We start from the raw sequence: 426 nt of genomic DNA, 5'->3' as shown, positions 1-426 counted from the left end.
CTCTGGGCGTGCACGCTCGATTCTTTGCAAAGCATCTGCCTCGTATCAAAGGCCGGATGGGCAAGAAGATGATTTCCCTGATCGGCATGAATCAGCTGTCTGATATTCCGATGGCTATGTACGGACCGAAGCAGCAGGAATCGTGCGGTAAGAAGCTGCGCTACTATTCGGACGTGCGAATCTGGAATACGAAACGTGGCTCAGGTATGCCTTTCAACGCGGTCTTCGATAAGGAAGAGGGCGTCGAGATCGAGAAGAGCGTTACCGGGAAGGGTAACGACTTCTATCGCTATATCCAGACCAAGACTGTGAAAAACAAGCTGTGGACACCGGGACGAAAAGCATGGTTCCGCATCTGGGTGAGCGACGCTGAGGGAAACGGCTGCGGTCTGGACCCATTCTTCGATACCATCATGTATCTGAAGG

The 426-nt window shown here is 52.6% G+C and carries 1 protein-coding gene; it reads left to right on the top strand.

Translation table 11 applies throughout. The features are described 5' to 3' along the window. A partial coding sequence (locus tag AC1RPG_RS08225) for a P-loop NTPase family protein (protein ID WP_481762504.1) occupies positions 1-426 on the top strand: 426 nt, incomplete at both ends.

The sequence above is a fragment of the Dellaglioa sp. CoH-57-MRSF-18 genome (assembly GCF_056781995.1).
Note: the sequence above shows the minus strand (reverse complement) of the source record. Positions and strands in the feature narration are given on the sequence as shown.